Origin of the sequence: Roseibium sp. MMSF_3247, from assembly GCF_030733765.1 — a bacterium.
Taxonomy (GTDB): domain Bacteria; phylum Pseudomonadota; class Alphaproteobacteria; order Rhizobiales; family Stappiaceae; genus Roseibium.
This window is the reverse complement of the sequence record NZ_JASHII010000006.1, coordinates 244624-270602: the sequence shown is the minus strand read 5'-3', so window position 1 is coordinate 270602 and position 25979 is coordinate 244624. Positions and strand designations below refer to the sequence as shown.

General features: G+C 54.6%; 23 protein-coding genes. 19 read left to right on the top strand and 4 right to left on the bottom strand.

The window, feature by feature from the left end; all coding sequences use genetic code 11:
• The first annotated feature begins 380 nt into the window (after window positions 1-380).
• The 9 genes from hemE (at window position 381) to RBB44_RS20040 (ending at window position 10565) form a co-directional block, all read left to right on the top strand.
• Window positions 381-1409: a uroporphyrinogen decarboxylase gene (gene hemE / locus RBB44_RS20080; RefSeq protein WP_306149164.1), complete on the top strand. Its 1029-nt coding sequence runs from the start codon at window positions 381-383 to the stop codon at window positions 1407-1409.
• Window positions 1410-1412: 3 nt separating this feature from the next.
• On the top strand, window positions 1413-1841 hold the full coding sequence (gene hemJ, locus RBB44_RS20075) for a protoporphyrinogen oxidase HemJ (protein WP_008195943.1): 429 nt from the start codon (window positions 1413-1415) through the stop codon (window positions 1839-1841).
• 297 nt (window positions 1842-2138) lie between these two features.
• Complete coding sequence (gene rho, locus RBB44_RS20070; RefSeq protein ID WP_133952729.1) at window positions 2139-3404, top strand: transcription termination factor Rho; 1266 nt, start codon at window positions 2139-2141, stop codon at window positions 3402-3404.
• Between the two features lie 116 nt (window positions 3405-3520).
• On the top strand, window positions 3521-4093 hold the full coding sequence (locus RBB44_RS20065; RefSeq protein WP_306149165.1) for a GNAT family N-acetyltransferase: 573 nt from the start codon (window positions 3521-3523) through the stop codon (window positions 4091-4093).
• A gap of 434 nt (window positions 4094-4527) precedes the next feature.
• A complete protein-coding gene (gene mnmE, locus RBB44_RS20060) occupies window positions 4528-5877 on the top strand; it encodes a tRNA uridine-5-carboxymethylaminomethyl(34) synthesis GTPase MnmE (RefSeq protein WP_306149166.1) in 1350 nt (449 codons plus the stop codon).
• Between the two features lie 294 nt (window positions 5878-6171).
• Entirely contained in the window at window positions 6172-8055 is a 1884-nt protein-coding gene (gene mnmG, locus RBB44_RS20055) for a tRNA uridine-5-carboxymethylaminomethyl(34) synthesis enzyme MnmG (protein WP_306149167.1), read from the top strand.
• Between the two features lie 71 nt (window positions 8056-8126).
• Window positions 8127-8711: a 16S rRNA (guanine(527)-N(7))-methyltransferase RsmG gene (rsmG, locus tag RBB44_RS20050; protein ID WP_306149364.1), complete on the top strand. Its 585-nt coding sequence runs from the start codon at window positions 8127-8129 to the stop codon at window positions 8709-8711.
• Between the two features lie 19 nt (window positions 8712-8730).
• Window positions 8731-9555: a ParA family protein gene (locus tag RBB44_RS20045; RefSeq protein ID WP_133952734.1), complete on the top strand. Its 825-nt coding sequence runs from the start codon at window positions 8731-8733 to the stop codon at window positions 9553-9555.
• Window positions 9556-9659: 104 nt separating this feature from the next.
• Entirely contained in the window at window positions 9660-10565 is a 906-nt protein-coding gene (locus tag RBB44_RS20040) for a ParB/RepB/Spo0J family partition protein (protein WP_209180610.1), read from the top strand.
• Window positions 10566-10617: 52 nt separating this feature from the next.
• Here RBB44_RS20040 and holA read toward each other — a convergent pair whose 3' ends face one another.
• The 4 genes from holA to RBB44_RS20020 all read right to left on the bottom strand — a co-directional run bounded on the left by holA (window position 10618) and on the right by RBB44_RS20020 (window position 15705).
• Window positions 10618-11658: a DNA polymerase III subunit delta gene (gene holA, locus RBB44_RS20035; protein ID WP_306149168.1), complete on the bottom strand. Its 1041-nt coding sequence runs from the start codon at window positions 11656-11658 to the stop codon at window positions 10618-10620.
• Between the two features lie 18 nt (window positions 11659-11676).
• Window positions 11677-12243, bottom strand: coding sequence for an LPS assembly lipoprotein LptE (gene lptE / locus RBB44_RS20030; protein WP_306149169.1), 567 nt, complete (start codon window positions 12241-12243; stop codon window positions 11677-11679).
• Entirely contained in the window at window positions 12230-14854 is a 2625-nt protein-coding gene (leuS, locus tag RBB44_RS20025) for a leucine--tRNA ligase (RefSeq protein ID WP_306149170.1), read from the bottom strand. The genes lptE and leuS overlap by 14 nt, the downstream gene beginning before the upstream one ends.
• A 149-nt stretch (window positions 14855-15003) precedes the next feature.
• Window positions 15004-15705, bottom strand: coding sequence for an ABC transporter substrate-binding protein (locus RBB44_RS20020; protein WP_306149171.1), 702 nt, complete (start codon window positions 15703-15705; stop codon window positions 15004-15006).
• A 294-nt stretch (window positions 15706-15999) separates the two neighbouring features.
• Here RBB44_RS20020 and RBB44_RS20015 point away from each other — a divergent pair, with 294 nt between their 5' ends.
• The 10 genes from RBB44_RS20015 to RBB44_RS19970 all read left to right on the top strand — a co-directional run bounded on the left by RBB44_RS20015 (window position 16000) and on the right by RBB44_RS19970 (window position 25927).
• Window positions 16000-16671, top strand: a complete 672-nt coding sequence (locus RBB44_RS20015; protein WP_306149172.1) for a YggS family pyridoxal phosphate-dependent enzyme — start codon at window positions 16000-16002, stop codon at window positions 16669-16671.
• A 220-nt stretch (window positions 16672-16891) separates the two neighbouring features.
• Entirely contained in the window at window positions 16892-17122 is a 231-nt protein-coding gene (locus RBB44_RS20010) for a hypothetical protein (protein WP_008191794.1), read from the top strand.
• A gap of 274 nt (window positions 17123-17396) precedes the next feature.
• Window positions 17397-18389 carry a TRAP transporter substrate-binding protein DctP gene (gene dctP, locus RBB44_RS20005; protein ID WP_306149173.1) on the top strand — a complete coding sequence of 331 codons (993 nt, stop codon included), beginning with the start codon at window positions 17397-17399 and terminating at the stop codon, window positions 18387-18389.
• 11 nt (window positions 18390-18400) lie between these two features.
• On the top strand, window positions 18401-19045 hold the full coding sequence (locus RBB44_RS20000) for a LysE family translocator (protein WP_306149174.1): 645 nt from the start codon (window positions 18401-18403) through the stop codon (window positions 19043-19045).
• A gap of 4 nt (window positions 19046-19049) precedes the next feature.
• Window positions 19050-19544, top strand: coding sequence for a TRAP transporter small permease (locus tag RBB44_RS19995; RefSeq protein ID WP_133952742.1), 495 nt, complete (start codon window positions 19050-19052; stop codon window positions 19542-19544).
• Window positions 19541-20815, top strand: a complete 1275-nt coding sequence (locus tag RBB44_RS19990; protein ID WP_133952743.1) for a TRAP transporter large permease — start codon at window positions 19541-19543, stop codon at window positions 20813-20815. The genes RBB44_RS19995 and RBB44_RS19990 overlap by 4 nt, the downstream gene beginning before the upstream one ends.
• A 9-nt stretch (window positions 20816-20824) precedes the next feature.
• Window positions 20825-21697, top strand: a complete 873-nt coding sequence (locus RBB44_RS19985; protein ID WP_306149175.1) for an oxaloacetate decarboxylase — start codon at window positions 20825-20827, stop codon at window positions 21695-21697.
• 275 nt (window positions 21698-21972) lie between these two features.
• Window positions 21973-23385, top strand: coding sequence for a 3-isopropylmalate dehydratase large subunit (gene leuC, locus RBB44_RS19980; protein WP_133952745.1), 1413 nt, complete (start codon window positions 21973-21975; stop codon window positions 23383-23385).
• A 293-nt stretch (window positions 23386-23678) separates the two neighbouring features.
• Window positions 23679-24236, top strand: coding sequence for an HNH endonuclease (locus RBB44_RS19975; protein WP_040452667.1), 558 nt, complete (start codon window positions 23679-23681; stop codon window positions 24234-24236).
• Window positions 24237-24520: 284 nt separating this feature from the next.
• Window positions 24521-25927 (top strand): TadE/TadG family type IV pilus assembly protein, encoded by a 1407-nt coding sequence (locus tag RBB44_RS19970; RefSeq protein ID WP_306149176.1) that lies wholly within the window; start codon window positions 24521-24523, stop codon window positions 25925-25927.
• Window positions 25928-25979 lie beyond the last annotated feature (52 nt).

The window sequence follows — 25979 nt, the reverse complement described above, 5'->3', positions numbered from 1 at the left end:
GCTCTCTGCCTAGCACGGATTTATTCCCGCTCCGCCGATTTTATTAACAATGTCTAAACGCCGGGAAACTGAAACCGGAATGGTTGTGAGGTTTTGTGGATCAACATGAGGCCTGTGACATTTCGACAGGCTATCCACCAACGCCCAAATTCTTAACGAAAGGTAAACACTTTTCTAAATCGCTGTAATTGCCCGCGAAATTTTGTTATCGACTCCTGGGGAGGAGTTAACGCGTGTTTGCTGCCGGATTTTTCCCTAAACAGATATCGGAGTGACGGATTGTGGATGAAAAAGGATCCCGGTAATCCACGCTCTAATATAAAAAACAGATTCAAATATAGAATCTTATTAGATTTGAAATGTGGGAAAGGCGCGACCGTATGAAGTCCAAAGACAGAGCCGTAATGCGGGTTCTCTCCGGAGAAAAGATCTGGCCACCACCCATCTGGATGATGCGTCAAGCCGGCCGTTATCTCCCCGAATATCGGGAAGTCAGAGCCAAGGCGAAAAACTTTCTCGACTTCTGCTATTCCCCGGATCTCGCAACCGAGGTCACTCTCCAGCCGATCCGCCGCTATGGCTTTGATGCGAGTATTTTGTTCTCGGACATCTTCGTCGTGCCGGACGCCATCGGATATCCGGTGAGGTTTGAAGAAGGACGGGGACCAGTTCTGGAACCTCTGTCATCAGAACTGATTGACCGTCTCGAACAGGACAAGGCCGAGGATCATCTCAAACCGGTCATAGAAACGGTTTCGCGCCTCAGAGCGGATCTGCCTGAAGAAACGACGTTGCTCGGCTTCTGTGGCGCTCCCTGGACAGTTGCCTGCTATTCGGTTGCCGGTCACACGACACAGGATCAGGTGGCTGCCCGTGTTGGTGCTTACAAAGATCCGGACTTGATGCAGCGATTTATTGACGAGCTCATCACTGCGTCGATTGCCTATCTGATCCGCCAATTGGATGCGGGCGCTGATGCGCTTCAGATTTTTGACACCTGGGCTGGTGTTCTGGATGATGCCGGGTTTCAGCGGTGGAGTATTGAACCGACGCGCAAGATTGTCGACGGTGTGAAAACAGCCCGGCCGGATGCCAAGATTATCGGTTTCCCGAAAGCCTCATCCGCTCGTATGGACGCCTACATCAAAGGAACGGGTGTGGATACGGTTGGCTTCGACTGGACTGCGCCGGACCATTTGGCATTGGAGATCCAGAAACAGGTTCCAATCCAGGGCAATCTGGATCCGATGCGACTCGTTGCCGGCGGCAAGGCTTTGGAAGACGGTGTTCAGCACATCCTGAAGACGTTCGATAAAGGACCGTTTATCTTCAATCTCGGCCACGGTGTGACGCCGGACGCGGATCCGGACAACGTTGCGCGGATGGTTGAGATGGTGAAACAGGGATAATCGATGGATCTTTATCTCTGGGTGAAGTCCCTTCACGTAATTTCCATCATCGCGTGGATGGCGGGTTTGCTCTACCTGCCACGGCTGTTTGTTTACCACGTGGACGCAGAGGTTGGCTCCGTCCAATCTGAAACGTTCAAGGTGATGGAAAGGCGGCTGCTGAAAGCCATCATGACACCGGCCATGATTGCATCATGGGTGTTTGGTCTTTGGACAGCTTATGAATTGAATGCCTGGAGTGACGGCTGGTTTCACGCCAAGCTTCTCCTTGTGTTCATCATGTCCGGGTTTCACGGGCACCTGTCCAAATGCGTGAAGGCGTTTGCCGCGGATCAGAATACCCGGTCCACACGCTATTTCCGGATGATCAATGAGATACCGACGGTGATCATGATCATTGTTGTCATTTTGGTGATTGTGAAACCGTTCTGATTTCCGATTGAAAACTGACGTAAAGAGAGGCGGCGTTCGAAGGGATGGCCGCCTTTTTTTGGGTGCAATGCAATAATGCCCAAAGAACCGGCAGAATTCCCGTCTTGCGCTCGCCGACAAAACAACGTATCTTCCAGACACTTCGATTTGGTGACGCTGCGTAGCTTAACATCCCGCGTTCACCGGCAATCTGGACACAGTTAGACGTCTTTCAGATTTTTCCGGCCCTCCCATCTTCCTGGGTCCGGAACGACCTTCCAAACCAATATCCATATCAACGTTAAGACCCCAAACTCGATGCGGGAAATGAAACTCAAAGACCTAAAAGAAAAAACACCGACCGAGCTTCTGCAAAAAGCGGAAGAGCTTGAAGTCGAAAACGCCAGCACCATGCGCAAGCAGGAGCTGATGTTCGCAATCCTGAAGAACCTTGCTGCTCAAGACGTAGAGATCATCGGCGAAGGTGTTGTTGAAGTCCTGCAGGATGGTTTTGGCTTCCTGCGGTCGCCAGACGCCAACTACCTGCCAGGTCCGGACGACATCTATGTGTCTCCGTCTCAGATCCGGCGGTTCTCACTGCGGACAGGGGACACTGTCGAAGGCCAGATCCGGAGCCCGAAAGAGGGTGAACGGTATTTTGCGCTTTTGAAAGTCAACACGATCAATTTTGAAGACCCGGACAAGGCCCGGCACAAGGTTCACTTTGACAACCTGACGCCGCTCTATCCGGACGAAAAGTTCAAGATGGAAATCGAAGATCCGACGATTAAGGATCTGTCCTCCAGGGTCATCGATCTGGTTGCCCCGCTTGGCAAAGGCCAGCGTGCTTTGATAACGGCGCCGCCGCGGACCGGTAAGACCGTCTTCCTTCAGAACATTGCAAAATCCATCACCAACAATCATCCGGAATGCTACTTGATCGTTCTTTTGATCGATGAGCGCCCGGAAGAAGTGACGGACATGCAGCGGACGGTCGACGGCGAAGTGGTCTCGTCCACATTCGACGAACCAGCCTCCCGCCACGTTCAGGTCGCCGAGATGGTGATCGAGAAGGCAAAGCGCCTCACTGAGCATGGTCGTGACGTTGTTATCCTGCTGGATTCCATCACCCGCCTTGGCCGCGCCTATAATACGGTCGTGCCGTCTTCCGGTAAGGTTCTTACCGGTGGTGTCGATGCGAATGCGCTTCAGCGTCCGAAACGCTTCTTTGGTGCGGCTCGTAACATTGAAGAGGGTGGGTCCCTCACCATCATCGCAACGGCGTTGATCGATACTGGCAGCCGGATGGATGAAGTTATCTTCGAAGAGTTCAAGGGCACGGGTAACTCCGAAATCATCTTGGATCGGAAAATCTCTGACAAGCGTGTTTATCCGGCGATTGATATTCAACGGTCCGGTACGCGTAAGGAAGAACTGCTCGTCCCGCCGGAGCGTCTCAAAAAGACATTCGTTCTGCGCCGGATTCTCAATCCGATGGGAACAGTGGACGCAGTCGAATTCCTGCTCGATAAGCTGAAGCAGACGAAGTCGAACGACGATTTCTTCGACAGCATGAACACCTGATCGTTTCATCTAACGATCTTTGTACACAGTGGAGGCGTGATCCAAATCGGGTCACGCCTTTACCTTTTGTTAAGACCTGTTTCACGTGAATCCTGATTTAGATTCGGACCCGTTTTATGACCCAAGATATTCTCTTGAAAACAGATCGATTGGTCTGCCGCAACTGGCAGGATGCCGATCTTGAACCATTTGCCCAGATGTGCGCTGACCCAGAGGTGATGAGGTATTTTCCCGAACCGCTCACCTATGATCAAACCGCCGCTTTGATTGATAGGGCGAAGGCAAAGCAAGAACAGGATGGCTTTTGTTTTGTGCCGGTGGAAACCAAGGACACATCTGAGTTTCTTGGGTTCGTCGGTTTGAGTATTCCTGCATACGCCAAGCCGCTCCCTTTTGGTCCATGCGTGGAAGTTGGCTGGCGGTTGAAGCGGTCAGCCTGGGGGAAGGGTTACGCGAGTGAAGCTGCAACAGCTTGGATTCGATTCGGCTTTGAAACCATCGGTCTTGAGGAGATTATATCCTTTACAGCCGAAACCAACACACCGTCTCAAAAGGTCATGACGCGGATTGGTATGAGCCGGGATCCGGCGGATGACTTTCTCCACCCGATGCTTCCGGATACCCATGCGCTTGCACCACATGTTTTGTATCGGCTGGACCGCAATACCTGGGCTAGACGTCAGATGTGATCAACGCAGCTCCAGTTAAAACTGGGTTTAGAGATTCACGTGAAACACAGATTTTAAGGTTGGGGCGGATTTCGGAAACCTGATACCGGAATGGGCGATCCGAAAATTGTTTCACGTGAATCGGAATTGAATCGGGTACGGATTGTTTTACCCAAGCTCCGTAATAGCGAGGACGCCGATAAGAGCTTCATAACCTACGTACTCATTTGCCGATCTTGCTGACAGGCAATACTGCTTGATTCACGTGAAACAGCCAAGTCTATTCTTCGCTCAAACGACCCAATTTGATTCGGCTGTGCAACGTCTCATGGTTCAAAAACCGGAGAGTTGATCTAAGCTATGTTCCGACCGTGGACCAGCGCCGCCACTACCTTTCGAACGGCCGTGCTTCTTGATAAAGAGGCAGCAAGGATACCTCTGAAACGGAAAGATATATGGCTGACACGATCTACGCGTTGTCGAGTGGTGCAGTGCCTTCTGGGGTCGCTGTTATCCGCGTCTCTGGTCCCGAAGTCAGAACCGTTACAGAGGCGCTTTGCGGCAAGACACCCGCGCCACGAAAAACCATGCTTTCTAAGCTTCGTGATCCGGTTTCTCTAGAAACTATTGATGAAGCTCTGGTCCTTTTCTTTGAGGGGCCTGCAAGTTTCACCGGTGAAGATGTTGTCGAGTTTCAGTGCCACGGTGGTCGGGCCGTTGTCGCGGCGATGCTTCGCGTGTTGAGCGAATTTCCAAACTGCCGCCCGGCCGAACCTGGAGAGTTCACACGCCGAGCCTTTGACCGGGGCCGGATGGACCTGACCGAGGTGGAGGGCCTTGCGGATCTGATTGCTGCTGAAACGGAAAGCCAGCGCAAACAGGCTGTCCGCCAGATGGGCGGCGCCCTCGGATCGCTCTATGAGGATTGGCGCAAGCGGCTTATACACATGAGGGCGATGATTGAAGCGGATTTCGATTTCGCCGATGAAGAGGATGTTCCTGGCAGTGTCGCGGATGAAGTCTGGAAAGAGGCTGCCGCGCTTCGAAAAGAAGTTGCCGATCACCTGGAAAAATCCCTGAGCGGTGAGCGTCTGCGATCCGGCCTGCAAGTGGTCTTGATGGGGGCTCCCAATGCCGGCAAGTCGAGCTTGCTGAATGCAATCGCCGGCCGGGACGTTGCCATTGTTACTGAGGAAGCAGGAACGACCCGGGATGTAATCGAGGTGCATCTTGATCTCGGAGGATATCCGGTCACCCTGGTCGACACCGCAGGTCTTAGGGAAACGGATGGGATCGTTGAGAGGGAAGGCATTCGCCGCGCGGAAGAGCGGGGACGCCAGGCAGATCTCGTTCTTTGGGCTGTTGAGCCAGGTGGCGTAGAAGTGGGGCATTCCCAAGCAGGTCTGCCAGAGGATGTCACCAATCAGGTTCCTGTCTGGACGGTGCGGACAAAGTCAGATCTTGAGACTCTTCCGGAACAAGACTCTTCCGGAACAACCAAGGAAATTCCCGCATCTATTAAATCTGATGTAGGGATGAAGGGGCTGTTTGATGCCCTGACACGTTTTGCCGAAGAAACAATTTCTGTCGGCGAGGCACCCCTGGCGACACGGGCGAGGCACCGCCATTATCTGACGGACTGTCAGTCTGGCCTGGATCAGGCCGTCTCGTCAGATCATTTGCCGACAGAACTTCGGGCAGAAGATCTGCGGCGGGCTGCGGATAGCCTCGGACGTATCACTGGCCGGATCGATGTTGAGGATCTACTCGATGTGATCTTTCGGGATTTCTGTATCGGGAAGTAGATTGTTTCACGTGAATCATTTCAGGAAAAGACTGGATCGATTCAGAACCGGAATGTGTTTCACGTGAATCATGTCCGCTATTTGAACCGTAGGGCGAGCCGAGCTTCAGTATGGCTGCCTCCCAGTGTCGAAATCTCTTTTGACCTAAGGGGTAGGTCCGGCGTATAAAGGCGGCAACAAGACCGGCTTTGGCTGTGTCTGACGCTCCGGTTCCGATCCGGATATGATCCCGAAATCAGAATTTGAATGGCCGGGCGCACGGCTAGAAGAGCGACCCGGGCAAGCGGTGAGACTATGAACGATCAGGTTCTATCGTTTGATGTTGTGGTAATTGGCGGCGGTCATGCAGGCTGTGAAGCGGCAGCTGCATCTGCGCGCATGGGCGCTAGGACTGCGCTTGTGACGCACAAGTTCGAGACCATTGGCGTGATGTCCTGTAACCCGGCCATCGGCGGATTGGGGAAGGGGCATCTCGTTCGTGAGATCGATGCGCTTGACGGTCTTATGGGTCGGGTCGCCGATCAGGGCGGTATCCAGTTCCGCATGCTCAACCGGCGGAAGGGTCCGGCTGTTCGTGGACCGAGGGCGCAAGCGGACCGGAAGTTATACCGGGAAGCGATGCAGCGTGAGATCGCAGCTATTGAAAACCTCACCGTGGTCGAGGGAGAAGCGGACCAGCTTCGGTTCTCCGGCGCTGATGCGGGATCCGTGACAGGCATTCTTCTAGGGTCTGGTCAGGTTATTGACTGCGGCGCAGTGGTTTTGACAAGCGGAACTTTCCTGCGCGGGTTGATCCATATTGGGGACAGAAAAATCCCGGCAGGGCGGTCTGGTGAGGCACCCGCAATGGGGCTGTCTCACTCGCTGGAACAGATTGGTTTTGACCTTGGCCGTTTGAAAACGGGCACGCCTGCGCGGTTGGATGGACGGACCATCCATTGGGACCGGCTGGAAGAGCAGCCGGGCGACGAAGAACCGATCCCGTTCTCAACGCTGACGAACAAGATTTCGATCCCTCAGATACCGTGTCATATCACGCGGACGACGCCGGAAACACATCAGATAATCCGGGACAATCTTGATCGCTCTGCAATGTATTCCGGTGAGATCAAGGGCCGCGGTCCACGCTATTGCCCATCCATTGAGGACAAAATCGTTCGCTTTGGCGATCGAGATGGCCACCAGATTTTCTTGGAGCCTGAGGGTCTGGATGATCACACGGTATACCCAAATGGGATTTCCACCTCGTTGCCGGAAGATGCGCAGATCGCCTTTTTGCGGACAATTCCAGGGCTGGAGAATGTAGAAGTCATTCAGCCGGGATATGCCATCGAGTATGATCACGTCGACCCACGGGAATTGCGAGCAACCCTGGAAGCCAAGCGTTGTGCGGGGCTTTACCTCGCAGGTCAGATCAACGGAACGACCGGCTATGAGGAGGCAGGTGCTCAGGGTCTTGTGGCGGGTTTGAATGCCGCGTTGAAGGTCGCGGACAAGGCGCCGTTTATCGTGGACCGATCTCAGGGCTATATCGGCGTTATGATCGATGATCTCATCACCCGGGGAATTACAGAACCCTATCGCATGTTTACTTCACGGGCGGAGTACAGGCTGTCCCTCAGAGCAGACAATGCAGATCAACGTTTGACGCCTCTCGGAATTGAGATCGGCTGCGTGTCCGATGAGCGCCGTTCAGCCTATGAAGCGAAGATGGAAAAGATCTCGGCTGCGCGCGATTTGTTGCAGAACCTGACCGTAACTCCGAACGAAGCGACAAAGAAGGGTTTGCCTGTCAATCAGGATGGTGTCCGCCGCTCTGCCTTCGATCTCCTGTCCTATCCGAATGTCACGTTTGAAGGGCTTCAACTGGTATGGCCGGAGCTCGGGCATATGGACGCTGCAATTGTTGAGCAGGTGACAACAGATGCTCTTTATGCCGTTTACCTGGAGCGGCAGACGGCTGATATCGAAGCTTTGAAGCGCGATGAAGCATTGGGTATCCCCGATAGTTTCGATTACGAAGCGATTGTCGGGTTGTCCAATGAAGTCAAACAAAAGCTCGCAGATATTCGCCCTGCCACCCTGGGACAGGCGTCGCGCATGGATGGCATAACACCTGCAGCTCTGACGCTGATCCTTTCCCACTTGAAACGCCAGTCTCAGCGAGGGGCGGCCTGATGGGGCGCTCCGTGGTGTTGAATGGTTCTGGAGAGGCTGTATATAAGTTTGGGGATGTTTCACGTGAAACGTTGGATCGTCTCCAGATTTATGTGGACCTGGTTTTGAAGTGGCAACCGGCACAAAACCTTATTGCGCCCTCTACAATTCCGGACATTTGGACCCGCCATGTGGCGGATAGTCTGCAAACCCAGTGGAGTTATCCAGAGGCGAAGGTCTGGGTTGATATTGGAAGTGGGGGTGGGTTCCCAGGCGTTGTGACGGCGATCCTTCTGGCAGATGTGCCGGATGCTCATGTCCACATGATCGAGAGCAATCAGCGCAAGGCCGCGTTCCTTCGGACGGCTTTGAGAGAGACCGGATCAAAGGGGACTGTCCATGCAGGCCGGATCGAATCGGTTGCGGAAGGGTGGACCCACGGCCCGGTAGACGCGGTTTCGGCGCGTGCTTTGGCCTCTTTGAAACTGCTTTTTGATCTTGCGGAACCGTTTACAGCGCAAGGAGTAAAGGCTGTTTTCCACAAAGGTCAGGATTTTCGGCGCGAACTTGATGAAGTGTCTGACTCTTGGCAGTTCGATCTGGTAGAAAAGGAAAGTGTTGTTGATCCTTTGAGCCGGATGCTCCTTTTTTCAAATATTTCTGCCCGGTCAGAGTAACCAGGAAGGTGTGGTGGTAATGAACATGCTTCCCGAAATGCCGCGTGTGCTTGCGCTCGCAAACCAGAAGGGCGGGGTTGGGAAAACCACCACGGCCATCAATCTTGGTACCGCGCTTGCCGCAATCGGGGAGAAAGTCCTCGTTATCGATCTTGATCCGCAGGGCAACGCCTCGACGGGTCTTGGGATCGAGCACCGGGACCGTGGCCTGTCGACCTATGAAATCCTGAGCGGCGACTGCTCGATGGACGAAGCGATCCGCGAAACGGCGGTACAACGCTTGTGGGTGGCCCCGTCCACCATGGACCTTCTTGGCCTAGAACTCGAAATTGCGTCGACCAGCGACCGTGCTTTCCGTCTGCGCAATGCGATCGAAAACCTGACGCATTCCCGGCTCTTCAAGGAAATCGGCTTTACCTATGTCCTCGTCGATTGCCCGCCGTCCTTGAACCTGCTGACGATAAACGCGCTGTCTGCAAGCCATTCGATCCTGGTTCCGCTGCAGTGTGAGTTCTTTGCGCTCGAAGGTCTGAGCCAGTTGCTGAGTACGGTCGAGCAGGTGAAATCAGCTCTGAACCCGGAGCTCAGCATCCACGGTATCGTTCTGACGATGTATGACAGCCGGAATAATCTCTCCAGTCAGGTCGTTGCGGATGTGCGCGAAACGATGGGCGATGCCGTGTATGACACTATCATTCCGCGCAATGTCCGGATATCCGAAGCACCGTCCTACGGTAAACCGGCGCTTCTTTATGATCTGAAATGTGCCGGAAGCCAGGCGTATCTCCGCCTTGCTTCTGAAATCATTCAGCGAGAGCGGCAGCTGCGCAGCGTTGCGGCCTAAGAACCGTTCGAATCGGGTCCGAATTGACATGTTAGTAGGATCGGTCAGGCCACATATCGACTGATCCTTCTTAACTTATTGAAATAAAAAGAAAAAGGTGCGGAATGGCGGACAAGGACGTCAAAAACAAGCGGCTGGGCCGCGGTCTTGCAGCTCTCATCGGCGATTCAGCGCCGGAGGCGTCTCCGGCACCTGAAAAAGTGGTTCGCGACAGTCGGAAGGTCCCGATCGAACATCTGGAGCCTAATCCGCGCAACCCGCGCAAGACCTTTACAGAGAAGGATCTGGCGGACCTTTCCGAGTCTTTAAAAGCCAAAGGTATCGTGCAGCCGATCCTCGTTCGCCCCGCGGCCGGGAAAGCGAACCGGTTTGAGATCATTGCTGGTGAGCGGCGCTGGAGGGCCGCTCAGCGGGCAGGGCTTCATGAAGCGCCGATCATCATCCGGGACGTCACGGATCAGGAAGCATTAGAGCTCGCAATCATCGAGAATGTGCAGCGGGCAGACCTCAATCCGATCGAAGAAGCGATGGGCTATGAGCAGCTGACTGCCGAATTCAGTTACAGCCAGGGTGAGTTGGCGAAGGTCATCGGTAAAAGCCGGAGCCATGTTGCCAACACCATGCGGTTGTTGAAGCTACCGAATTCAGTCAAAGACTATCTGGCTGAGGGGCTTTTGACGGCTGGTCATGCGCGTGCGCTGATTACGGTTGATGATCCTGCGGCCTTGGCCGAACTGATCGTCGAAAAAGGCCTTACGGTGCGCGACGCCGAGAAGCTTGCACAGGACCCGGACGCGCTGGCGAAATTGAAGGGTGATAAAGTCCCGACTGAGAAGCCACAGAAAGATGCTGATACGAAAGCTCTGGAAAAGCGGCTGGCTGACACCTTGGGACTGAAGGTCACCGTCGGTCACAAGCCCGGCAAAGAGTCTGGCGATCTGAAGATCAAATACACGTCTTTGGAACAGCTCGATCAGATTTGCCGGCTTCTGGGCGTGGAAAACCGCTGAGAATTGGCGTGAGACTGAATTGACCAAGGCCGGGACTTCCCGGCCTTTTCTGTCAGCGGCGTTGACTGCGGGCGCGTGCGGCGCGGCCGACCGTCAGAAGGGCCTCTGAGAGGACCGGAACTCCCAAACTGTCATTCAGACGGGACACCCGCGTTGCCTCGCTCAGGATGCCCATGGCCCGTTCCAAATCCTTAATGGTCCAAATTCGCAGCTGCTGACTGAATTTCGGTTTGCGGCTGAAGAAGATGGGCGGACGCTGACTGTCGACGACTTGCTGGGCACTTTTCCCAGCGTCGATTTCGATTCGCATCCGATGCAAAGACTGGAAATGTTTAAGTGCCTGGTTGGCAATCACAGAGGCTTTGGAACCGGCATCCGTCAGGCGCTCCAGACCATGATCAAGCGTCGACAGATCGCCGCCAGCGGCTGCATCGATCAACTCCGATGTTTCAAACGCCGAGGCATCGCCGATGATGGCTTCCACGTCTTCGCTGTCAATTCGCTCCTTCTGCATGGCGTAGAGGCAGAGCTTCTTGAGTTCGCCCCGGCTAGCCATTCTGTCACCACCCAGAAGACTGTGAAGGGCGGCGCGGGCCTCGCGGGAAATGGTGAGGCCAGCTTCGCGTGTTTCCTCATCAATCAAGTGGTCAATGCCGCGGTCGTTATCCGCATAACACGGCAGCGCGACGGCCCGTTTATGAGGCTCGATCAGCTTGCGCAGGCCGACACCTTTCTTGATGTCGCCGGCTTCCAGAACAACCAAAGTTTGCCAATCATCCAGCTTCAAGACGGGATCGACTGATGGAACCAGGTTTTTCCCGCTGGCATCCTTGATCCACACAATACGGCGGCCGCCAAACAGCGGTACGGTCAGCACTTCATCGATCAGACGGTTGCTGTCCGAACTGAGTTCAGAAGCGTCGATTTTTATGAGGTTGAAGGGGTCGCTGTCGCCTTCGGACGCCTTGGCGACAAGCCGGCTGGCGCGCTCGGATACCAAACCGGTGTCCGGGCCGAACACGAGCACCACGCCGCCGCCATCCGGGGGATTGGCGACGAACCGGTCAATCTCCGCGGCCTTGAGCGTGGACACGTGTGCTTTGCCTTTTCTTTATGAGCCCTGATGAGTTGCGAAGTATCCGGCAATCCGGGCTGTGATGTCTTCCGCCACCGCCTTTGCCACACGTTCTTCTGCATCCCGTTGCGCTCTTAAGTTGGCGAAACGCTGGCTGGAGAAGTCATATGAGGCAGATTGGAAGGACCGTCCTGTCATCAGTGTCTTGTTGGTTTCAAGGTCACTCAGGACGAAGGAAGCATTCATGGTCAAAGTGTAGGCTGACGGAACATCAGAGAACTGTTCAACTGCTACAGAGGCGGTGCTGGTGTCTTCCAGGACCTTCAACCGGTATTTCTTGGCGGGAGCAGTTGTGCCACGCTCAAAATTAAAGGTCAGTTCGTTGTAGAGCGTACGGCCGGAGACATCGGTACCAATGGATTCAATATCGATCGCTGCAAGATCTGACGACACGGTTTGTGTCCCGCCGAAGCCTGTTGCTGTGGTGCCATAGAGCGGGCGGATCTGACATCCGCCTGCCAATGCACCAAAGGCCAAAAGGCTCGCCAGAGCAAGGTTTCTGGTAATCCGGCTCGATGTCAAAACCTGGTCAAACAACGACATTGACAATCCTTTGTGGCACAACGATCAGCTTCTTCGGTGACTTCCCGTCCAGCGCCTTTTGAACATAGTCCAGCGCCAAGGTAGCTGCTTCGACCTCGTCTTTGGAAGCCTCTTTTGAAATGCTCAGCTCGCCGCGCCGTTTGCCGTTGATCTGGATCGGATACGTTACTGTATCCTCGGCCAACAGCGACGGATCTGTTTCGGGCCAGGCCGCTTCGGAGATCAGGCTGTCATGACCCAAAGCAGACCAGCATTCTTCTGCGAGGTGCGGCATCATGGGCGCCATCATCTGGACGAGGTAATCAACCGTTTCCCGAACCGCGTATTCCTTGCCCTGATCTTCCAGGCCCTCGTTGAACGCCTTGCTCAACGTATTGACCAGCTCATAAAGGCGCGCAACGGCCCGGTTGAAACCTAGGCCTTCCAGATCGTTTGAGACAGCAGCCAGTGTTTTGTGGGCCGCGCGGCGCAGATCTTCGGCTTTTTGAGACATAGCCGGAACAGAGGAATTGCGCGGCTCCGTCTTTTCGGCGATTTCGCCGATCAAACGCCACACGCGTTGCACAAAGCGCCACGCGCCCTGGACACCATCTTCGGTCCAGATGACATCGCGCTCGGGCGGGCTGTCTGACAACATGAACCAACGGGCCGTGTCGGCGCCATATGTGTCGATGATATCGGTCGGGTCGACTGTGTTTTTCTTCGACTTCGACATCTTCTCGATGGAGCCGATGGAAACGGTCTCGCCGCTGTCCAGCATGGATGCAGTACGCTGACCGTCCTTCTCCTCGATTTTGATTTCGGCCGGTGAGACCCATTCGCCACTGGAGCCGTCGCCGCCGCGCCGGTAGGTCTCATGGGTGACCATGCCTTGCGTGAAGAGACCCTTGAACGGTTCTTTCAGGTCGAGCGCGCCGACCTTTTGCATCGCCCGCGTGAAGAAACGAGAATACAAGAGGTGCAGGATCGCGTGCTCAATCCCGCCGATATACTGATCGACCGGCAGCCAGTCGGTTGCAGCTTTCGGGTCTGTCGGCTGATCGCAGTCAGGAGCGGTAAAGCGCGCGAAGTACCAGGACGAGTCGACAAACGTATCCATCGTATCGGTTTCACGTTTGGCCGGTTTGCCGCAGTTCGGGCAAGTTGTGTCACGCCATGTCGGGTGGCGGTCCAGTGGATTGCCCGGCTTGTCGAAATTGATGTCGTCCGGCAGTTGCACCGGCAGATTTTCATCCTTTTCTGGAACAACGCCGCAGTCATCACAATGGATGACTGGTATCGGGCAGCCCCAGTAGCGTTGGCGGGAAATGCCCCAGTCGCGCAGGCGGTAATTCACCTGACGCTCGGCCTGCGACCCATCGTCTACCTTGATGGCTTCCAGCTTGTCCGCGACAGCGTTTTTCGCATCGGCAATCGTCATTCCGTTCATGAAGTCGGAATTGAAGATTGTGCCGTCGTCTGTGTAGGCCTCGTCGCCAATTTCGAAAGTTGCCGGATCGGCGTCCTTCGGCAGAACGACTGGTTTGACGGAGAGGCCATATTTGCGGGCAAAATCCAGGTCGCGCTGATCGTGCGCTGGACACGCGAAGATGGCGCCTGTGCCGTAGTCCATCAGAATGAAATTGGCGACGTAAACCGGCAACTCAATTGAGGCATCCAGCGGGTGCTTGACCTTGAGACCGGTATCGATGCCCTTCTTCTCAGCCTTTTCAATGGCTTCTTCTGACGTGCCGACGCGCCGGCATTCATCGATGAAGTCTTTCAGCTCCGGATTGGTCTCCGCCAGCTTCACCGAAATCGGATGATCCGGAGACAGTCCCATGAAGGACGCGCCATACAAAGTGTCTGGCCGTGTGGTGAAGATTTCCAGCGTTGTGTCGCCTGTCGGGGCAGCCTCGACAAACTCAAAGCGGACACGCAGACCTTCAGAGCGTCCGATCCAGTTCTTCTGCATCAGGCGGACTTTGTCCGGCCAGCGATCCAGTGTTTCGATTGCTTCCAGAAGATCTTCCGAATAATCGGAAATCTTGAAGAACCATTGGGTCAGCTCACGCTGTTCAACGAGTGCGCCGGAGCGCCAGCCGCGGCCATCGATCACCTGCTCGTTGGCAAGGACCGTCATGTCGACCGGGTCCCAGTTGACCTTTGCGTTTTTGCGATAGACCAGCCCAGCTTCCAGAAACTTCAGGAAAAGCGCCTGCTGCTGCTTGTAGTAGGCAACATCACAGGTCGCAAATTCCCGGCTCCAATCAAGGGACAGACCCATGATCTTGAGCTGTTCCCGCATGGTGGCGATGTTCTCATAGGTCCAGTCTTTCGGGTGGACCTTGTTCTGCATCGCAGCGTTCTCAGCCGGCATGCCAAAGGCATCCCAACCCATCGGATGAAGGACGTTGAAGCCCTTGGCACGTTTGAAGCGGGCGACCACATCGCCCATGGCATAGTTGCGGACGTGGCCCATGTGGATCCGGCCGGACGGGTACGGGAACATCTCAAGGACGTAGTATTTGTCGCGTGGATCGTCATTGTGTGTGACGAAGACGTCCTTGTCGTTCCAAGTCTTTTGCCAGCGCGCTTCTACTTCGCGCGCATTGTACCGTTCCGTTGCCATCAATTATGCCGTTTGCTTGCCGCCGGACCCGGCGGATTTCTTGAATGTCTGACTGCGGGACAGTCACCAGAATTCGGTGCCGCGGTCAACATGCCTTAAGTGAACTGTTTCTCCCCTGCTGTTTAATGCGCAGAGCGGAGGCCGTAAAGCTATTGTGTTCGGGAATCTGTGCCGGAAACCGAGAGTTCCGTGATGCCTCTATCCCAGATTTCCATCATCCGGAGTGCATCCGGGTTACGGCGGCTGAACATGATGTAAACCGGTATTGTCCGGAACGGCGCGCTGCGGTTGATGTCATCCATGTCGTTTCCAAGAAACTGCCGGCCTTGAATGTCACCGGAAACATCATTTTCGATAAAGATATCGGCCCTGTTGTGGAGCAGCATTTTCCAGGCCTGTTCCTCGGTGGCGACCGTTTGAAACACAACACCTGCCTTATTCAGAACTGTCTCATACCAGTACCCCTCCACGCCCACGACCGTTAGGGAGCGGCCCTTAAGCTCATGGATTGAAAGTGGCGGCAAACCGTTCGGAAAGCGGTCTTTGCGGTAAAAATAAACATCATTCAATTGATCGAGTGGATGCTCGGGATAGATGAAGTCGTCTTCCCGCTCTTCAAGATAGGACCAGGAATAGGTTGCCGGCAGTGTTCCGGCCTTTGTCAATTCAAGAGACCGGCGCCATGGATAGAATTCCAGCTTGACCGTATGGCCCTGAGATTCAAAGATTTCTGAGATGAGTTCGCTATGAAGCCCATAACCTGGCGCATTGCTGGAGATGAAGGGAGGCCACTCACCGACGGCAAACGGAAACTCTTCCGAGACAGCTGGAAGCGTTACAATAATAGACAATATTGCCAATGTATAAGAAGAAAACCTTCTCAAAAACATCTGAGACCTCAGCAAATATACATACCTTACTTAATAACTGGACTGCAAAGAAAAGGTAAAATACTGGTCTATCATTGTTCTATTGATGTGAATGAGACCGAAACCAGGTGTAAGATAGAGCTGAACATTCTTTGGATGTTGTAGCAGTCTGCTCATAGGGCTGGCTGGCAGGGTTTTTCATGTCTGCCCTTGCTGCGGATATGACCTGCGTATATGTCACTGAAAAGACCAATCCCCTAGATCAGAGCAGTCTTCATGGCATCCGTTGCAGATCAGCTTTCCAGCGTTCTTTCAGACATTCGCAAGGCAGAAGCAGAGTATGGCCGGCCCGAAGGCGCCGTGACCTTGATCGCCGTGTCCAAGACGTTTGAAGCAGATGCTATCCGCCCGGCGTTGGAGACAGGTCATTGTGTATTCGGCGAAAACCGTGTTCAGGAAGCTATGGGAAAATGGCCGGAACTGCGTGGGTCCTATGACGGGATTGAATTGCATCTCATTGGCCCGTTGCAGTCCAACAAAGCGAAAGAAGCCGTTGCGACATTCGATGTCATTCACACGGTGGACCGACAAAAAATCGCAAAGGCTCTCAAAGCTGAAATGGATAAGCAGGGCCGGGATCTGCCGTGCTTCATCCAGGTAAATACCGGAGAAGAACCGCAGAAAGCCGGGATCCCGCCGAAAGAGGTCGATCAGTTTGTAAAGGAATGCCAGGAGACGGTCGGCTTGAACATCGTCGGATTGATGTGCATTCCGCCGGTGTATGAGGCCCCGGGCGAGCATTTTGCGCTTCTTCAGAAAATCGCTGCGCGCAACGGCCTGTCTCAGATCTCCATGGGCATGTCGTCTGACTACAAGACTGCTGTTGGGTTTGGGGCAACCCATGTGCGTGTTGGGTCCGCGATCTTTGGATCCCGGGATTACACCTAAATCTCTGTCCGCCACATTGCGGTCCGAAATTGCTACTTTTGACAATATTTTGACCAAGGCGTGACTGCTCCAGTTCAGCGGTCACAACAATGCCCCAACAGTTCCTTTGAGCGGCCTTTTGGCCGTCCCGATCTCAAATCAGTGTTCTCTCGCTCCGGTTCACCGGCCGCAGGGGTCTGGTTGAGCGACGGAGTACAAGACCAAAACTGGAGGTCATATCATGTCCAAGTCTCTCGCAGCTGCCGTGCTTTTCGGTGCCGTTACCGCTTCTTCAGCGGTATTTGCTCAGGGCATGTCTTTTGATGTTGTCGACAGCGACCGGGACGGATTTGTCAGCTTTGATGAAGTCACTGCCGTAATGCCGGATGTAACAGAGGATGCCTTCAAGGCAGCCGATGCAAACCAGGACAACTTGCTCGATCCGGCAGAATTCTCGGCTGTTCAGCCGTAACTGGCTTGGGTGGATCGTAGCTTTCGGACCGCGGAAGGTGCGCGGTTCGCCCAGTAGGGACCATCGCCGGGAGAGGTCACGCCGGCGATGGTTCTCTTCGTTCAGGCCTATTTTTTGGCAAAAGTAGAGGTCCAGGGCTAAAATATTGAAAAAACAATGATTTAACTCTTTCTCTTTCGCTAGGCGAACCCTGTACTTTTGGCCAAGTGGTCAGGGATTTGTTGACCAGAAATTTTTCGTTTGTCAGACTGCCTTCCATAATTGGGAGGAAATCATGAAACCATTCACGTGGGCTCTTGGAGCCGCGATGGCGCTTGGCGTGACTGCCGGCTCATCCTTTGCAGCTGACACAACTTTGCGCATTTCGCTGCAGCTGCCGCTGACAAGCCACCTTGGGCAGAACCTGACCTTGTTCAAGGAAGAGGTGGAGAAGAACTCCAACGGTGATATTGCGGTCGAAATCTACGATTCCGCGCAGCTTTATAAAGACAAGGAAGTGCCCGCTGCTGTTGGGTCCGGCGCGATCGAGATGGGTGTTGCGTCCCTGACCCGGTATGTCGGTGACATTCCGGCTGTCGACATTTTCTATCAGCCGTTTCTTTTTGATACCGAGGACAAGGTTCGCGCAGCTGTTGCTCCGGGATCTCCTGTCCGTGGACCGCTCGATGAGGCCATCAAGGACACCGGATCAACCGTCCTGTGGTGGCAGGCCTATGGTGGTGCGATCATGCTGTCTCAGGACGGACCGATCAAAACACCTGAAGATATGAAGGGCAAAAAAGTCCGTGTCTTCGGCAAGACCCTCGGCGATTTCGTCACTGCTGCGGGCGGCGCTCCAACGCTCATCTCCGGGTCCGAACAGTACCTCGCCTATCAGCGCGGAACAGTCGATATCGGCATGACTGGCGTTTCCGGTGTCAAGTCCCGCAAGCTTTGGGAAGTCATGGACACCATTACCGTGACTAACCACGCGGACATCGAATTCATTGTCGTTGTGAACACGGATTTCTGGAACGGCCTATCGGATGCTCACAAGGAAATCATTCAAGCTGCGGCTTTGACAGCCGAAAATGATGTTCGCGACCGCATGTCTCAGATCGAGGCCGATGCGTATGCAGCTGCGGAAGAAAACGGAATGTCCGTTTACAAGCCGACAGCTGAGGAAATCTCTGCCTGGAGAGCGGTCAGCCAAACAGTTTACGACGCTTATGGCGAAAAAGCCGGCGACCTTGGCAAGCAAGTCATGGACGCGGCGCAGAAGCTTTAGGTCGTTTCGACGTGTATATCGTTGAAGCCTATGCGGCGGCCCTGATCCTCACGGTCGCCGCGCAAGCTGCGCCAGGTCCAAACCTGGTTGCCGTTGCAGCTGCCGCCTTGGGGCAAGGTCGCCGTGCGGCCGTTTACGTCACCCTCGGTGTGGCGTCCGGCGTTCTTGTCTGGGTTACGGCTGTTGCGTTCGGGCTGGCTGTCTTATTGGATCTTTTTCCGGCTGTGTTGACAGCCATGAAGATCCTCGGGGGCTGTTATCTTCTTTATGTGGCTGCCAAAGCGGCGCGTTCGGTTTTATGGCCATCGTCTGGTGGGACGATCCGGGCTGCCGGTCAGAAAGCGTCTGATTTCAGAAACTGGCGGTTCGGTTTGTTCGTTGTTCTGAGCAATCCCAAGGCCGGCTTGATGTGGATTGCTGTTGCATCCTTTCTGTTCGGTCAGGGTTTAGAAGCACCAACCGTTCTTGCTTTCGGGCCGCTTGGGGCCGTTTCAGCCTTCCTTGTCTACGGCGCTTACGCTCTGCTCTTTTCGACGGGTCGGATAACCCTGGCCTATCAAAAATTCCAACGGGGATTTGAGGCTGCATTCGCTGCTGCCTTCGGCGCAATGGGCGCTGCTCTCATTCTTTCAGGATTGCGCGAAGCGCATCGGTAACAAAATGACTGTTTTCTCGAAGCTGACCCTCGCTCTAGCTTGGGTATCGGCGCTTTTGTTTGTTCTGGCCGGCGGCATGCTTACCTTTGAGGTGACGGCCCGGTATCTCTTTGTTGCGCCGACGATTTGGGCTGCGGAGCTGTCCCAGCTGAGCCTCATTTGGGGCTCCATGATCGCCATGCCCTGGATCCTGGGTGCTGGGCGGCATATTGCCGTTGATGCGGTGACGAACCAGCTTAGTCCAACCGCGCAGCGTGTCTGTCAGGGCCTTGCGATGATCTTTGTGGCAGGGTTCAGCGCCATAGTGGCCTGGAAGGGCTTTGGGATTTTCTACGATTCCTTTGAGCGCGGCAGAACGACCGGGTCCATGCTGGATTTGCCCACGTGGGTTACGGAACTCGCAATTCCTGTCGGCTTCGGACTTTTGTTCCTGCAGGCACTGATTGAACTTGGCAAAGCGGCCAAGGGGCCGGTTTCACTAAGCGGAGCCGGACATTGACAACGATCCTTATTCTCGCAGCCCTTTTCACCCTGCTGCTCATCCGCGTTCCCGTTGCCTTCACGCTTGGTGGACTTGGGTTGGCCCTGCTTTTGTTCGGCGGATTCTCGCCCCTGATGGCGCCGCAAGCGATCCTGTCGACACTCGACGGGTTCATCCTTCTCGCCGTGCCGTTGTTCCTGCTGATGTCCAACATTTTGCTAAAAGGCGGCGTCGGCAAGGATCTTTTCTCCGCCGTTCATGCCTGGGTCGGACATTGGCCGGGCGGCCTGGCAGTCGCCACCATTGTCTCCTGCGGCATCTTTGCAGCGATTTCCGGATCGTCCGTGGCGACGGCAGCCACCATCGGCACGGTCGCGATCCCGGAGATGATCAGCCGAGGCTATGAGAAAAAATTCGTCTATGGGCTTCTCGCCGCTGGTGGCACGCTTGGAATCCTGATCCCGCCGTCAATCCCGATGATCGTTTACGGCTTTGTCACTGAGCAGTCTGTGATTGCGCTTTTTCTGGCAGGCATTGGCCCGGGCCTCTTGCTCGTTGCGCTCTTCATTGCCTTTGCCATGATTTACGCCCGCTGGTTTGGCGGTTACACCCCGGAGCCACCGGCAAGTGCCAAGGAACGGATTTCGAGCACGATCCGCGCCCTGCCCTCCATGGTACTGGCCGGCGTTGTGATCGGTGTCATCTATACCGGCATTGCAACGCCGACCGAGGCCGCGGCCATCGGTTTTGCCGTTGCGCTCCTGATCACCGGTTTTTATCTCCGGACTCTGACCTGGCAGGGCTTCAAGGAAGCTGCCTTTGAAAGCATGGTGACCACCGTTGCGATCCTCCTGATCGTTGCCGGCGCCAAGGTCTTCGGAAAGGCGATCACGCTCTACCGGATCCCTCAGGAAATCTCGATGTTCATCGGTCAGAACATCGATACGCCGCTGGCCTTCATTCTGGTGGTGTCGGTGGTGCTGTTGATCATGGGCCTCGTGTTCGAGGCTCTCTCGATGGTGCTGATCATGACACCGGTCCTGCTGCCTGCCGCGATGGCGCTCGGTTTTGACCCGATCTGGTTCGGGGTCTATATGGTCGTGATGGTCGAATGTGCGCTGATCACGCCGCCCGTCGGGCTCAATCTCTATGTCATTCAGTCGGTTGCGCGCTCCAGTTTGGCGGATGTTTCACGAGGGGTTCTCCCCTTCCTGGCACTGATGCTGTTGAGCGTCGTCATACTGTACCTCTGGACTGATTTGGCCCTCTACATCCCGTTCAAACTCTAAGGACATTCCATGCCGTCTCAGGCTGACAAACTCCGCGCCCTCCTGGCGCAAGACAGACTCAAAGTGATGCCGTGTTGTTTCGATGCGTTGTCAGCAAAGCTGATTGAACAAGCGGGTTTCGGGCTGACCTTCATGTCGGGTTTTGCCACGTCCGCGTCCCGAATCGGTCAGCCGGATCTGGGCTTGATGTCTTATGCCGAAGTCCTCGACCAAGCCCGTAACATCACCGATGCGATTGAGATCCCGCTGATTGCCGACGGGGATACAGGCTACGGCAATGCCATGAATGTGCGCCGTACTGTCACCGGATTTGCCAAGGCCGGCGCTGCAGCGGTCATGATCGAAGATCAGCTTGCGCCAAAACGGTGCGGTCACACGCCCGGCAAAGCCGTGGTATCCCGCGATGAAGCCTTTGATCGGATTCGCGCAGCCCAAGATGCCAAGGATGCGGGCGCCGACATCCTGATCCTTGCGCGAACGGACGCCCGGCATGATCACGGGCTCTCCGAAGCGATCGACAGGGCTGCAAAGTTCAAGGAACTCGGAGCCGACATCCTTTTTGTCGAGGCGCCGAAGACGGTGGAGGAGATGCAAACCATCTGCCGCGAACTCCCAGGCCCGAAAATGGCCAATATCGTGGAAGGCGGCGAAACGCCGGAGCTCTCCCACAAGGAACTGGAAGACATAGGGTTTTCCATTGCGGCGTACCCCCTCACTTTGATGGCCAGTGCCATGCAGGCGATGATGGGAACCTTGGCCAAGCTGAAATCGGATGAAGATCGCACCCCGGATTTGATGAACTTTTCTGAACTTCGCGATCGTATTGGCTTCAATGATTATTACGAAGCGTCCGCGCATTACGAGATGTCCAAGCGGGATTAGCGTTTCGAGGGATGGCGAATGCAAAGCCACACATGGACCGGCTCTTTTGCGGGTTGGTCAGCCGCCTGATTGTTCGATCAGGCGGGGTTTTGCGGATCTCCAATCAAACTCAGTTGAATTCAGCTCAACTCGGAATGCTTGACCTTGGCGCGGAGCTGCGCCATTCACTGGACAGAATTTGGCAGTAGCCCCATTCCGGGAGACAACTGTGAGAGAACGAAGGTTGGCGGCGCGGCTTGAAAACGCGCAGGGCCAGCCTGACTGAGGAGAGACCCATGGCCAAGGCACGGACGCTTTACGACAAGATTTGGGACGACCACGCGGTCGACATGCAGCCGGACGGAACCGGTCTGCTCTACATTGACCGCCATCTGGTGCATGAGGTCACCAGCCCGCAGGCGTTTGAAGGTCTGCGCATGACCGGCCGTAAGGTGCGCCAGCCGGGCAAAACCCTTGCCGTGGTCGACCACAACGTCCCGACGACCGACCGCCGTCATGGAATTGACGATCCGGAGTCCGCACTCCAGGTGGAGACCTTGGCCAAAAACGCGGCTGAGTTTGGCGTTGAGTATTACTCGGAACTCGATATGCGTCAGGGCGTTGTCCATATCGTTGGCCCGGAGCAAGGCTTCACCCTGCCCGGCATGACGATTGTCTGCGGCGACAGCCACACGTCCACTCACGGTGCTTTCGGTTCGCTGGCCCATGGTATCGGCACATCCGAGGTTGAGCACGTTCTGGCGACCCAGACTCTGATCCAGAAAAAAGCCAAGAACATGCTGGTGAAGGTCAACGGCCAGATCCCGGCCGGTGTTACGGCCAAGGACATCGTTCTGGCGATTATCGGCAAGATCGGAACGGCCGGTGGCACAGGCTACGTCATTGAGTATGCCGGTGAAGCCATTGAGTCCTTGTCGATCGAAGGTCGCATGACGGTCTGCAACATGTCGATCGAAGGCGGCGCACGCGCAGGCCTGATCGCGCCGGACGAAAAGACCTTTGAGTACATTAAGGGCCGTCCGAAAGCCCCGAAAGGTGACGATTGGGACAAGGCGCTCGCTTATTGGAAGACCTTGCACTCCGATGCGGATGCCTATTTTGACAAGGTTATCGAGCTGGATGCAGCCAATTTGCCGCCGATCGTGTCCTGGGGATCCTCTCCGGAAGACGTCGTGTCAGTTGAAGGGGTTGTTCCGGATCCAAAGGAAATCGAAGACGAGAACCGCCGTCAATCAAAGTTCCGAGCGCTCGATTACATGGGCCTTGAACCAGGCACGAAGATCACGGATATCAAGATCGACCGGGCCTTTATCGGTTCTTGCACCAACGGCCGCATCGAAGACCTGCGCGCAGCCGCAGCTGTGATCGGCAACCACAAGGTCGCGTCGCACGTCAGCGCAATGGTTGTTCCAGGGTCCGGCCTCGTCAAAGAACAGGCGGAAGAAGAAGGCCTGGATGTGATCTTCAAGGAAGCCGGCTTTGAATGGCGTGAGCCGGGCTGTTCCATGTGTCTTGCGATGAACGCGGACAAGCTCGCTCCGGGTGAGCGCTGTGCGTCGACATCCAACCGGAACTTCGAAGGCCGGCAGGGTCACAAGGGCCGCACACACCTTGTGTCGCCGGCAATGGCCGCAGCGGCCGCGATCGCCGGTCATTTCGTCGACATTCGGGACTGGACGGCCAACTGATTCGTCTTTGACCGTTTAAGAAAATGTTAGGGGGCGCGTCAAAGCGCCCCTTTTTCTTTGCAAGAAAAACTGTCGTGGCTCAGTGAATTCATCTGCATTTCGCTAAGTGATTCAGAAAGTTGTCGTATTTATCTGCCGAGTTTTCGACACCGCCCGGCAGGGTGAAGAAATGAAATCATTGGTCTTCACAAGACTGTCACCTCGGCACTACAATACTCCCATCGCAAAGGGACATAACCTGCTGTCCGCTTGACTGGACACCAGACGTTCTGATGAAGCGTAAGGAGTGGAAGGTGACGATAGCGGTATCGCCGGGAGCTCATCCGGCGTTGGTGCTCAATGCGGATTACCGGCCTTTGAGCTACTACCCCTTGTCCTTGTGGAGTTGGCAGGACACCATCAAGGCTGTGTTTCTGGACCGGGTGAACATCGTTGCGGAATACGACGCAGCGGTCCGAAGTCCGAGCTTCGAATTCAAACTCCCCAGCGTCGTCTCCCTAAAAACCTTCGTCAAACCCAGCCGGCACCCCGCCTTTACCCGCTTCAACGTATTCCTTCGCGACAAGTTCCAGTGCCAGTATTGCGGCAGCAAAGAGGAACTCACCTTCGATCACCTGATCCCGCGCTCCAAAGGGGGCCTGACAACCTGGGAAAACGTGATCACTGCTTGTTCCCCCTGCAACTTGCGTAAATCCAACAAGTCCTGTGAACAGCTCAACATGTGGCCCATGCACATGCCGTTCCGCCCGACCATCCAGGATCTGCATAACAACGGCCGCGGCTTCCCGCCAAACTATCTGCACGAAAGCTGGATGGACTTCCTCTATTGGGATACAGAGCTGGACCCATAGGGCTATCTCAGAATTTTCTGCCGGCGATCATTGAATGACTTCTATGTGTCGGGAAGGGGTAAGGTGCGTACTTCCCCTAAATCACCCATGCTTTCAGGCCTAGATCATCGTTTGGCGTGGCAAATCAGAACAGCGACTTGACTTTTGGTGGCAGTTTAATTCGTGAAAAAAGCGTAAATACTTCAAAAATTCGAGTAGCATTTTAATTGTTTAGGTACTTTTCTTTAGTAGCTATTCCGTAACGTGCCTGAAGGGCATTCGTAGAAACGGGATTGCGTGGCTAAATGATAAAAGCCCTGATTTCAAAACTTAACCGAAATCAAGATGGATCTATCCTGCCGATTTTTGGCGCATTGGTGCTCGTGCTTGTTGTCATTGGCGGCGCTGCGATCGACATCTCTCGGGCTGTGAATGCACGGGAAAAGCTTGCCTATGCGATTGATGCTGCTGCGCTTTCTGTCGCAACGGATCTCTCCACGTCTGCTCTCTCCGATGCACAAATCAAGACCCGCATCGAAAACTCTTTCCGCGCAAATCTTGGAGAAGCTGAGTTTCTGGATCAGGCAATTGAAAACTTGAATTTCGTTGTTGATAGCGACGCAGGAACTGTGACGGTGTCGTCTTCTGCGGGTCTGACCAACTATTTTTTGAATATACCTGGCTTTGGAAAAGACGGCCTTGGTCCTGAAGTATTTAATTTCGGAACCAATGCGCAGGTGAACTATTCGCGTTTTGATGTCGAACTATCTCTTGTGGTGGATGTCACAGGCTCCATGGGCTGGACGATCGGGAACACTAGTACAATTCGGATAGTCTCTCTGAGAGAAGCTGCCGAAGAGCTTGTTGATATTCTTATCCCTGCAGACGCCCCAGAATCAGATGCAAAGGTCCGTATTTCATTAGTGCCTTATAGCCAAGGAGTTAATCTTGGTACGTATGCAAATAAGGTAAAGGGTGGAGACTATCACAGCGTTAGTGGAAACTGTGTGAGCGAAAGACAGAATTACGATAGTAATGAAGTCATGTTTACTGACACAGTTTACGACTATGATTCAGCAAACCCTCCTGCGCTAGAGTCGTTTTACGGTGGTGGGACGGGGAACTGTTCTTCAACGTCTATATTTGTTCCGCTCACTGAAGATCGTGATGATCTGATTACGGCCATTCGCGCCCTGAACACTCGGGGTGGTACAGCCGGGCAAACAGGAATTGTGTGGGGTTGGAACAGTCTGTCACCAAATTACGCAAGTCTTTGGCCTGCAGACAGCGCGCCGGAACCCTATACCAATGACGACGTTTTGAAGTTCGCTATCATCATGACTGACGGTGATAACAACCGTTACTATGAGTATGTAGAGACAGAGCGTCAGCGTGTTCGAGTGTGTCGGAACGGCTACTGTTGGCGTGAATGGCAAGATGTGGCTGTAAACGACTGGCGAGAGCGCGGTGAATCTGAGTCCTACAGCAACACATCATCCACCCGATCGCGGGCTCTTTGCCAGGCTATGAAAGATGCAGGTATAGAAATTTTTGGGGTCTACTTTGGTACTGACAACTCATCCGCGGGCGCCCGCAATATGTCTTCATGTGCCAGCACCGGTAACTACTATCAGGCCACATCCTCTGACGGCTTGATCCAAGCGTTTTCCAACATCGCCAAACGGATTCAGCAGATCTATCTATCTCAGTAAAGATCCGACTTCCGGATAAGAAAAGGCCCGTCGTTGAACGGGCCTTTTGTGT

Excerpts from the sequence above, each read along its gene's own strand:
- RBB44_RS19985 (WP_306149175.1), top strand. The coding sequence starts at position 20,825 with ATGCCGTCTCAGGCTGACAAACTCCGCGCCCTCCTGGCGCAAGACAGA.
- leuS (WP_306149170.1), bottom strand. The coding sequence starts at position 14,854 with ATGGCAACGGAACGGTACAATGCGCGCGAAGTAGAAGCGCGCTGGCAA.
- RBB44_RS20010 (WP_008191794.1), top strand. The coding sequence starts at position 16,892 with ATGTCCAAGTCTCTCGCAGCTGCCGTGCTTTTCGGTGCCGTTACCGCT.
- RBB44_RS19995 (WP_133952742.1), top strand. The coding sequence starts at position 19,050 with ATGACTGTTTTCTCGAAGCTGACCCTCGCTCTAGCTTGGGTATCGGCG.
- mnmG (WP_306149167.1), top strand. The coding sequence starts at position 6,172 with ATGAACGATCAGGTTCTATCGTTTGATGTTGTGGTAATTGGCGGCGGT.
- hemJ (WP_008195943.1), top strand. The coding sequence starts at position 1,413 with ATGGATCTTTATCTCTGGGTGAAGTCCCTTCACGTAATTTCCATCATC.
- RBB44_RS20015 (WP_306149172.1), top strand. The coding sequence starts at position 16,000 with ATGGCATCCGTTGCAGATCAGCTTTCCAGCGTTCTTTCAGACATTCGC.
- hemE (WP_306149164.1), top strand. The coding sequence starts at position 381 with ATGAAGTCCAAAGACAGAGCCGTAATGCGGGTTCTCTCCGGAGAAAAG.
- rho (WP_133952729.1), top strand. The coding sequence starts at position 2,139 with ATGCGGGAAATGAAACTCAAAGACCTAAAAGAAAAAACACCGACCGAG.
- dctP (WP_306149173.1), top strand. The coding sequence starts at position 17,397 with ATGAAACCATTCACGTGGGCTCTTGGAGCCGCGATGGCGCTTGGCGTG.
- RBB44_RS19970 (WP_306149176.1), top strand. The coding sequence starts at position 24,521 with ATGATAAAAGCCCTGATTTCAAAACTTAACCGAAATCAAGATGGATCT.
- RBB44_RS20045 (WP_133952734.1), top strand. The coding sequence starts at position 8,731 with ATGAACATGCTTCCCGAAATGCCGCGTGTGCTTGCGCTCGCAAACCAG.
- RBB44_RS20040 (WP_209180610.1), top strand. The coding sequence starts at position 9,660 with ATGGCGGACAAGGACGTCAAAAACAAGCGGCTGGGCCGCGGTCTTGCA.
- mnmE (WP_306149166.1), top strand. The coding sequence starts at position 4,528 with ATGGCTGACACGATCTACGCGTTGTCGAGTGGTGCAGTGCCTTCTGGG.
- RBB44_RS20065 (WP_306149165.1), top strand. The coding sequence starts at position 3,521 with ATGACCCAAGATATTCTCTTGAAAACAGATCGATTGGTCTGCCGCAAC.
- lptE (WP_306149169.1), bottom strand. The coding sequence starts at position 12,243 with ATGTCGTTGTTTGACCAGGTTTTGACATCGAGCCGGATTACCAGAAAC.
- leuC (WP_133952745.1), top strand. The coding sequence starts at position 21,973 with ATGGCCAAGGCACGGACGCTTTACGACAAGATTTGGGACGACCACGCG.